Origin of the sequence: Westiellopsis prolifica IICB1 (genome assembly GCF_004323185.1) — a bacterium.
Classification (GTDB): Bacteria; Cyanobacteriota; Cyanobacteriia; order Cyanobacteriales; family Nostocaceae; genus Pelatocladus; species Pelatocladus prolificus_A.
In genome coordinates this window covers 3,383,915-3,392,846 of record NZ_NAPS01000001.1, presented here as the reverse complement: position 1 = coordinate 3,392,846, position 8,932 = coordinate 3,383,915, and the positions used below count along the sequence as shown (strand labels likewise).

At 41.8% G+C, this 8,932-nt stretch carries 7 protein-coding genes and 1 tRNA gene; 1 reads left to right on the top strand and 7 read right to left on the bottom strand.

Annotated features, from left to right (window positions below; translation table 11 throughout):
* Window positions 1-406: 406 nt before the first annotated feature.
* The 3 genes from B4U84_RS13865 to pdhA all read right to left on the bottom strand — a co-directional run bounded on the left by B4U84_RS13865 (window position 407) and on the right by pdhA (window position 2,606).
* Window positions 407-478 (bottom strand) — tRNA-Lys (locus tag B4U84_RS13865).
* Between the two features lie 61 nt (window positions 479-539).
* Complete coding sequence (locus B4U84_RS13860) at window positions 540-1,409, bottom strand: aldose epimerase family protein (RefSeq protein ID WP_131118536.1); 870 nt, start codon at window positions 1,407-1,409, stop codon at window positions 540-542.
* A 162-nt stretch (window positions 1,410-1,571) separates the two neighbouring features.
* Window positions 1,572-2,606, bottom strand: coding sequence for a pyruvate dehydrogenase (acetyl-transferring) E1 component subunit alpha (gene pdhA, locus B4U84_RS13855; protein WP_017312723.1), 1,035 nt, complete (start codon window positions 2,604-2,606; stop codon window positions 1,572-1,574).
* Between the two features lie 579 nt (window positions 2,607-3,185).
* On the opposite strand from pdhA, the gene B4U84_RS13850 reads away from it, so the two are divergent.
* Complete coding sequence (locus B4U84_RS13850; RefSeq protein WP_131118534.1) at window positions 3,186-5,492, top strand: IMS domain-containing protein; 2,307 nt, start codon at window positions 3,186-3,188, stop codon at window positions 5,490-5,492.
* Window positions 5,493-5,647: 155 nt separating this feature from the next.
* On the opposite strand, the gene B4U84_RS13845 is transcribed toward B4U84_RS13850, so the two are convergent.
* The 4 genes from B4U84_RS13845 to B4U84_RS13830 all read right to left on the bottom strand — a co-directional run bounded on the left by B4U84_RS13845 (window position 5,648) and on the right by B4U84_RS13830 (window position 8,876).
* The gene (locus B4U84_RS13845; RefSeq protein ID WP_017312726.1) at window positions 5,648-6,328 is read right to left on the bottom strand and encodes a hypothetical protein; all 681 of its coding nucleotides are present in this window, start codon (window positions 6,326-6,328) and stop codon (window positions 5,648-5,650) included.
* Entirely contained in the window at window positions 6,279-6,734 is a 456-nt protein-coding gene (locus B4U84_RS13840) for a ribbon-helix-helix domain-containing protein (RefSeq protein WP_017312727.1), read from the bottom strand. The genes B4U84_RS13845 and B4U84_RS13840 overlap by 50 nt, the downstream gene beginning before the upstream one ends.
* 487 nt (window positions 6,735-7,221) lie before the next feature.
* Window positions 7,222-8,520: a recombinase family protein gene (locus tag B4U84_RS13835; RefSeq protein WP_131118532.1), complete on the bottom strand. Its 1,299-nt coding sequence runs from the start codon at window positions 8,518-8,520 to the stop codon at window positions 7,222-7,224.
* Window positions 8,517-8,876: a VOC family protein gene (locus B4U84_RS13830; protein WP_044452514.1), complete on the bottom strand. Its 360-nt coding sequence runs from the start codon at window positions 8,874-8,876 to the stop codon at window positions 8,517-8,519. The genes B4U84_RS13835 and B4U84_RS13830 overlap by 4 nt, the downstream gene beginning before the upstream one ends.
* Between the last annotated feature and the right edge of the window lie 56 nt (window positions 8,877-8,932).

Genomic DNA, 8,932 nt, shown 5'->3' with positions numbered 1-8,932 from the left:
CCCTTTTTGGTGCGAAAATCTTTAATTTTTTTGAGTTCTTCAATCAAGCCTGCTGTCATAGATACCCCCGGACAATTTGTCGAAAGTCTGATTAGCGCTTGGGTGCGGCTACGCCGCACCCTCGCTTAAGTTTGTTACCTCAGTTTCGATTGAATCATTTTTCTTCCAAGAATGAAACAGCCCTGCCCGTGAACGGGGGGAAGATTTAGTTCCCTCCCCGTTTACGCTTAGGGTTAGGGTGGGGTAAAAATATTTTTGCAAGAGGTCTAATACTGTTCGGTTAAGAATTTTTCGTCATAATTTTGACCATGTAGAGACGTTGCAGTGCAACGTCTCTACTACAAAATGCGCTAAAGACACACCAATCAAGTTTTTCAGCGTTCGTTGTTTTAATGTGATAATTATATGGGTCGCCTGGGATTCGAACCCAGAACTAATCGGTTAAAAGCCGAGTACTCTACCATTGAGTTAGCGACCCGTTGCCAGCGATTTGCAACTTTATTACTATATCACAAGAAGTCCCAATTTTGTAAAGAGGTTTAGAAAAATTTTGCCAAAATTCTCACACTCGCTGCACAAGTGGCTCCTGGTTGCAAAATTGTCAAATGTTCACCAGTGTTGATGGCGTTACGAGGCGCACTCCACGGTTCTAAGCAGTAGAAGTCTTTGCCCTTGAGTGTCCAAAACACGAGGGTAGAAAATATCTTGTCAGATTCCAGGGTGAGTTTTAATTTGCGGCTATTGTCACTCACACTAGCACTTTGACTACTTAGTTGCTTAAATGCCACATCAATTTCATCTTGATTGAAATCAAAATTACCATCAAAAGCATGAATTTCTTTGCTTCTTTGATCTTGGTACTCTTGAGCAGGAATCTCAAAATCTAATTGGGTTTTATCCTGTGTGAGAAAGTAAGGATGAAACCCAAAAGAAAAAGGCATTGTTTCCAAGGAGAGATTGGTATATTGTTGCTGAATTTCTAAGGTATTGCCTTGGATTTTATAACTGAAACTTACTTGAAAATCAAAAGGATATACTGCTCGTGTTTGCTCGTTGCTATTGAGGGTAAGAGTAAAATTTGCTGCATTTTGCGTAACTTGGTCAGTTACTTGCCAAGGTAAATCACGAGCAAAACCATGTTGTTTCAAAGTATATTGTTTACCGTTATAAGTGTAACTATTTTCCGGTAAATTGCCGCAAATCGGAAACAAAATTGGGATACCACCCCTTACACTCAACTCTGGGTTAGCAAACCTTTCTGTATCTAAATAGAGAATTTCTTGTCCTTGAACACGCCAGCGAGTAATGATACCGCCCCGTTCTGGAACAACTTCTAACTGAGAGTTGGCAGTTTCATCCGTGAGGATGTAGGTTTTGTATTGTTGTTGTTGAATAGATATAGAAAACACGGCTTTGGAATGATTAATTATAAAATTATGAAATTATGAAATTATGAAATTATGAACATTTTCAGCATTCATAATTCATAACTTTTACTAGGGGTGTTCAGATCCCCGACTTCTTTAAGAAGTTGGGGATCTGTAACGCCTGATCATGAATGCGATGAACCACTAGTCTTCCGCAAAAATGTAGCGATAAAGTTCGCCGGGGTCAGGTTCGGGGCTAGTTTCAGCGAATTTCACTGCTTCTTCTATTTCTTGCTGAATTTTGCGGTCAATCTCTTTTAATTGTTCCGCTGTTGCTAGGTTTTTTTCTGTAAGATAAGCGGCAAATTTTTTGATTGGGTCGCGGCTAAACCAATATTCTTTTTCATCTTTGGTTCGCAGTTCGTCTGGATCTGCTAAAGAGTGGCCCCGGAAACGGTAAGTCAGTGCTTCAATCAAGGTCGGCCCTTCTCCTGCGCGGGCGCGGGCTACGGCTTCCTGTGCGACTGCACGCACTGCCATAATATCCATACCGTCTACTTCCACACCCACCATGTTGAAGACGCTAGCTTTTTTATAAATTTCTGGGTCGGAAGTTGCTCGTTCATGAGCCATACCAATAGCCCATTTATTATTTTCAACGACGAAAAGAATTGGCAATTTCCACAGCGCAGCCATATTTAAGGTCTCGAAAAACTGACCGTTGTTGCAAGCACCGTCACCAAAAAAGCAAGCGGTCACTTGATCAGCGCTGGCGTCACCTAAAACTTCCCGGCGGTATTTACTTTGAAAAGCTGCTCCAGCAGCTACAGGAATACCTTCGGCGACAAAAGCATAACCACCCAGCAAACCATGTTCCGCAGAGAACATGTGCATGGAACCGCCACGTCCTTTGCTGCAACCTGTGGCTTTGCCAAATAATTCTGCCATGACCTGTTTTGCTGGTACTCCGGCGCTCAAAGCATGAACGTGGTCACGGTAGGTACTAGAAACAAAATCTTCTCCTGGTCGCATTGCTCCTTGAATCACACCTGTGGAGACTGCCTCTTGACCATTGTACAGATGGACAAAACCAAACATTTTGCCTCTGTAATACATTTCCGCACATTTGTCTTCAAAGGTGCGCCCTAGTACCATATCTTGATACAACCGTAGCCCTTCTTCTTGATCAATCTGGGCGTTAGCGACGTCAAATGTCGGTAAAGTGCGTTCTTGAACCATTATTTTTTAGTATCCCTGTAGTAACACTTAAAGTTACCATGCTAAAAAGAATTGAATAATTTTTGAACCCGAAAAAAAGAGTTAAAAATTAAACAGTCATTAGCTATTACTGTTTTATGTTTTTTCTGGGAAAGGTTAAGATAACAACCTTAGACCCAAGACTACCAACCAGGATAGCTTGCTTTCTGCATATTCATTAACAAATTCAAAAATTCTATCTTCTATGTTTTTACTTCTCTAGATAATTGCCATAAATATCTAACTATGTTATACTTCGGGTCGCTTGCAAGCAGAAGCAAAACTACGGAACAGTGTCTGTCTGATGGGATGTTGGGAAACTTCCCTCAGCGCCAGCCGCAGGAATGCTTAAAAAATACATTCCAAATAGAGGAAAATAATAAATATCTGCCAATAGAATATGACTGGCGCTGCCGTCAAAGACATTGGAGAGGCAGAGGTAAACTTGTTGCAAAACACACTTGTTGTGTGAAAACAACGAGTTATTATTATGGCACGCTTTTACACTCTTGGAATACTCTCTCAAACATTATGTCGATCGCGCTGCAGGGGAAGTAGGCTGTGCGAATTCCGCTAGATTACTACCGAATTTTAGGACTGCCTTTGGCGGCAAGTGAGGAGCAATTGCGGCAGGCGTATAGCGATCGCCGACAGCAATTGCCACGACGCGAGTATTCCCAGATAGCGATTAATTCTCGCAAACAACTGATTGAAGAAGCTTACGTGGTTTTATCAGATCCCAAAGAACGCAGAGCCTACGATCAAAGTTATCTTGCTCATGCCTATGGTCCCGATAGGGAACACAATGCTGGCGTGACAGTGGAAAACCGTTCTGCTGACAATAGCTTGATTGAGTCTCAAGGTCTGAGCATTGAAATCAACTCAGAGGAATTAGCAGGTGCTTTGCTGATTCTCCAAGATTTAGGGGAATATGAACTAGTACTGAAGTTAGGTCATCCATACCTAACAAACAATAATGGTAATGGTTTACAAGCAAGCAACACTTTAGAAACAGATCAGTATAGTGATCTTGATCCGCAAAGACCAGATGTTGTTCTGACGGTTGCTCTGGCGTGTCTAGAATTAGGTCGAGAAGAATGGCAACAAGGTCATTATGAAAATGCTGCGGCTTCCCTAGAAACAGGCGATGAATTACTAGCACATTTTGGATTATTCCCTAATGTTCAAGCTGAAATTCAAGCAGATCTTTACAGACTGCGACCATATAGAATTTTAGAGTTACTTGCCCTGCCACTAGAAAAAACTGCCGAACGCAATCAAGGATTGAAGTTATTACAAGAAATTTTAGGCGATCGCGGCGGTATTGATGGCGCAGGGAATGACTACTCTGGTTTAAACATTGATGATTTTTTACGCTTTATCCAACAACTGCGTAACCACCTGACAGTAGCAGAACAGCATCAACTATTTGAAGCGGAAAGTAAACGTCCTTCTGGTGTAGCCATATACTTAGCTGTTTACGCGTTGATAGCACGCGGATTTACCCAACGTCAACCAGCTTTGATTTACCAAGCTAAACAGATGCTGATGCGTCTAGGGAAGCGCCAAGATGTGCATTTAGAACAGTCGTTATGCGCTTTGATGTTGGGTCAAACTGAAGAAGCTACCCGTGCTTTAGAACTGAGTCAGGAATACGAAGCCCTAGTTTATATCCGGGAAAATTCTCAAAATTCTCCCGACCTACTTCCAGGCTTGTGTTTATACGGTGAACACTGGTTACAAAACGATGTTTTTCCTAACTTTCGAGATTTAGTCAAACAGCAAGCTTCTCTGAAAGATTATTTTGCTAACCAGCAGGTACAAGCATATCTTGAACAGCTACCGACACAAGTAGAAACCAATTATGAAGGGTCAATAACTAGCCAATCATCATATCCTCAAACCCGGATAAATCGCCAGAATTCCCGCAGCGATACTAATATAGTTTACGGTCAATTTCCAGGTCACAGAAGCAATTCTGCAAATTCTCCCGAAACTCAGTCATCTTCGTCCTATCAAGTCTCACCTCCTCATTCAGACCGTGAAGACACAAGAATAGATATGCGCTTTACATCTGTTTCGGGCGTGGAACGTGCTAGCAGAAGCAATGACTATCATATGAATGGTTCCGCTAGAGCTAGTGTACCTTCTCAACCACCAACCTCAAGAAGGCGCAAACCCAGCCCATCTGCTTATAGTAGAGAACGTCATTCGGAACAGCGCCCAACTGCTGCACGGCGACGGCGTTCTACTACTAGTGGCGTCGTCAATACCAACAAGCGGTTATTGTGGGTAGTGTTGACTAGTTTGGGAAGTGTATTAGTTTTATGGCTGGCAATTTCAACGACTGTAAAATTCGTCCATAATGCGTTAAGACCAGCACCTGCTTTACAAGGTAAACAGTTATTAATACAACTCAATGAACCACCACTAACTATCCCTGATCGTAATAGCAAACCTCTGTTTTCCACAGGGTTGTTAACAGAAGCGACAGCAGAAGAAATAATTCAGACTTGGTTAGCAACTAAATCTGCTGCTTTGGGGCCAAATCATGAGATTGATAGTTTAGAAAATATTTTAATAGACTCAGCCCTCACTCAATGGCAACTCGTTGCCAAGGAAGATAAGGCTGATAACCGTTATCGCAAATATCAACACACTGTTAAAGTAGAATCTTTAGAGATCAATCCTAAGGATCAGGAACATGCTGCGGTGCAAGCTTCCATAACTGAAGCAACCAGTTTTTATGAAAATGATCAACTGAACCAGAAAAAATCCTCTAGTGAAACGGTCAGAGTGAGATATAACTTGGTTCGTAAAACTGATGGATGGCGTATCCGGGAAATATCTGTTTTGAATAAAGTCTAAATATATTTGTTAGTTGTTGGTGGTTGATAGTTGGTTATTTCCAATGACCAATGCCCAATCCCCAATGCCCAAGTGAGGTAGTGCATTCCCTGAATTAATAATTTACACACCTGATGATTTTTCATATCTTGAAGTAGTCAAACTATATGCACTACTTAAATCGGAGCAAAAGCTTCTGGTGGAATCGGTACAACCTGGGGAGTTGCTAAGGAAGTTCCCTGTCTGTACCAGATTCCATCAACCTCAAAGCTTTCAAATTGGGTTGTGAGGATTGCCCAGGTTTGCTCATTTAGTCCAGCAGAGTAAGTCATAGTGAATCGACACTCTTGACGTAGGCGTCGTTCCAGTTCGGCCAAATCTTTTGGCAGCCAAAACCGATTCATTACTCTTTGAGTGGCAACCTCTGGGGGAGTTTGTAACATGTCAGACATTAACTGGTTGACTATTATTTGTTTTTGGTTATCTTGTCTGACAATACTAATCGGACGTTCACTTTCAGCAGCAGTAACCATGCGTTTTAACAACTCTACAGGTAATTGCAACTGACTGCAAAAAACTTCTCCTCCCAGAGGTAACATGCGTTCAGCAGTTTCGGCGGGTGTAGGTAACTGCTGGGTTGCCATCCAACTGTAAAATTCAATTGGTCGCTTGCAGTGTCTCCACCCAATCCGCACCTTGCCATTGATTTTTGCTGCGGTTTCGCTCAAAGCATATCCGTAGCATTGGGCAAGGTGGGTAGCATCCTTTTTTGTTGGGGCAAAAATAGAAACCCCATCATAGGATAATTTATAATTCCAGCCCGGTTGGTTTAGGACTTTCAGAACGCTCGCACTCATTCACACCACCAAAATCATCATTATGTAGGGAACTAAAAGTTCTTTGCCAAATCATTTTTTGTTCTTCCTCAGGGATAGCCAAACTAGACATGATGATGGCGAAGTCCCCTGGAGTAGGTAGTACTTCCCCTTTTGCCAGCGCTTGTAGGTTTTTGACTCCACAGCGCTTAAGCTTTGCCATATTGGCTCGAACTACATCAGCAATTGTGATCAGGCGGTTGGGTTGTTCGGGATTTGAAGAGTTGGAGGCTGTTTTTTTGCCTAGCCACTCACGGATAATCTCTTCCAATGCGTCGCTTTGAGAAAGACCCTCACGAGCGCAAATGCTTTTGAATTCCCGCGCCAAATCTACCGGAACATAACCGCTGACCTGTTTGTAATCATCACAACGCCTTCTGTCGGTCATTTTATTGACTGTTTGATATCATGTTTGCTTTCTATTCTCTCTCATGATATCTAAGATTGTTTGACATGATTTTTTGTCATTTTTACATGAATGATTGACATGAAAAAATGACAAGTGTTAGCATGGCAGTACTGACACAAAAAATAAGTCAGATACTGCTACAAAATAAGTCAAATTAAAAATGGTAGGTGCCTTTAAAAAAGGTAGATACCCTGGTAAATATTTGGCTACCCTGATAACTAGCTTGCGGGTGAAAAACAAGGGGCATCGAATGCCCCTATAGGGAGTAATTATACAACCATCAGCTTTGATTATGTATATTTTTTTATAAATTCTGTGATTAGATATTTATATTTAACTACATACAAAAAATAAAAAAAAAGTAATAAAATATCTGCCTGGATAAAGTATATTCTATGGTTTTTTGAGTGATTGTTATGATGTTATTTGCATACATAATGCTACTTTAATTAGTAACAATCAACACTCAAAAAATAAACATAATTCGTAATTCCCAGTGTTGCTCTTGACGAATAATTTCTACTTGACGAATAAATTCGCGAAAATAAAATCGTCGTTCTGATTCTGATAAATCCAACCAAAATTGAGGGATAGAGACTGCAACAGCAACAGAGCGTAAGTTGACGGGTGGTAAAGTTGCTAACTTTGCTTGCAGTGCAGATATTTCGGTGCGGAGTTTGTATCGTCTTAATTTGGCTGTTTCTGGGTCTAGTACCCCAGTCTCGACTAAAGCAGGTAATTGTGCGAGTATTTCTTGATGACGAGCGATCGCATCCCCTAAGCTATTCTTAACTGCATCCAATTGTGGAGAATTCATCTTATCCACCGCCACAGGTAAATCACGGCAAACAGCTTGAATAGTATGTTCTAATACTTCTTGGTAAGGAATCGCCCGACATTTAGGTTTCTTTATACAGTTAATTGGACGTAAATAAAGATACTCTTTATCTTGGTTGCGAATAGTGACGCGAGCAACACCCATAGGTGATTGACATTCACCACAGACAACCAACCCCGCTAAAGAACGTGGCGCACTTGCAGTTCGTGATGGTAAACGACTGTTACGGCGTAAAAGCCTGTCAATTTGCGCTGCTTCTTCTTGAGAAAGGATGGCTGTGTGGGTATTAGCAAGAATTTCTCCATTTTGATAAGCAGTGTTGCCACGATAAACTGGATTAGTCAACCAACGACGTCCTGTGGTGACAGAAATTTTCTTACCATATTTTTTCGCCAGGTAACGGACTGCTCCCCGCAGCGAACCATAGAGTAGAAAGTGTTCAAAAAAATCTTTAACTACAGGAGAGGTACTACGATCAAGAATGTACTTATCTTTACCTCGCCGATAACCATAGGGCGCTTTTCCCGGAGGAGGAGCAGCGTCTAAACGTTTGCGGGCATGAGCTTGGCGAATGCGACGACTGTGTTGCTGTTTTTGAATTTGGTGTAGCAATTGCAACAATTCAGCATGAAGATTAGGAGATTGAGCCGCAGAATTGTAACCTTGTTCGACTGCAACCAGGGTTATCCCCATAGCTTCGATGTGAGAAAGGCGATCGCTCACTTCCTCGACATTATCTCCCAATTCTTCTAAACGACGAATAATTAGATAATTAGGTGGATCAGTTTGGCAGTCAATGAGTAATTGTTGTAACTGTGTGCGCTGTCCGAAATCTTGGTACACCCTATTCACATCCCATCCCCAAGTCTGAGGATCACAAGCAGCTTCTAGTAGAGGATCACTGTAGGTGTAAGCAAGAATTTTCATTGCTGGCTCAATTCAATCACATTTCCATCCGGATCTTGGGTAAAAACAGCAGGGCGACCGGAAGCGCTGGGTTGTATCAGACAGTTATAATTTAGTAGCTGCTGTTTAGCGGCATCTAAGTCGGAAACTAAAAAAGCAATGTGGGGATTGCGTCCCCATTTTTCATTTTTGGGTTCATCCTTAATGCTACATGCTGCAATCAGGTGAATTTGATACTCGCCGACTTGATACCAACTACCAGGAAATTTCATCGGGCGTTCTACTTTAGATAATCCCAACACAGTGCCATAAAAATGTTCGGAGCGTTCTAAGTCAGTTACAAGAATGGCTGTATGAACACACTGAGTAATTTGCATATGGGGATTGGGGATTGGGGATCGGGGATTGGGGATTGGGGATTGGAAGGGAGACA

Bases quoted from the DNA above. Each gene is read 5' to 3' on its own strand.
- pdhA (WP_017312723.1), bottom strand. From the start codon at position 2,606: ATGGTTCAAGAACGCACTTTACCGACATTTGACGTCGCTAACGCCCAG.
- B4U84_RS13835 (WP_131118532.1), bottom strand. From the start codon at position 8,520: ATGAAAATTCTTGCTTACACCTACAGTGATCCTCTACTAGAAGCTGCT.
- B4U84_RS13845 (WP_017312726.1), bottom strand. From the start codon at position 6,328: ATGAGTGCGAGCGTTCTGAAAGTCCTAAACCAACCGGGCTGGAATTAT.
- B4U84_RS13840 (WP_017312727.1), bottom strand. From the start codon at position 6,734: ATGACCGACAGAAGGCGTTGTGATGATTACAAACAGGTCAGCGGTTAT.
- B4U84_RS13830 (WP_044452514.1), bottom strand. From the start codon at position 8,876: ATGCAAATTACTCAGTGTGTTCATACAGCCATTCTTGTAACTGACTTA.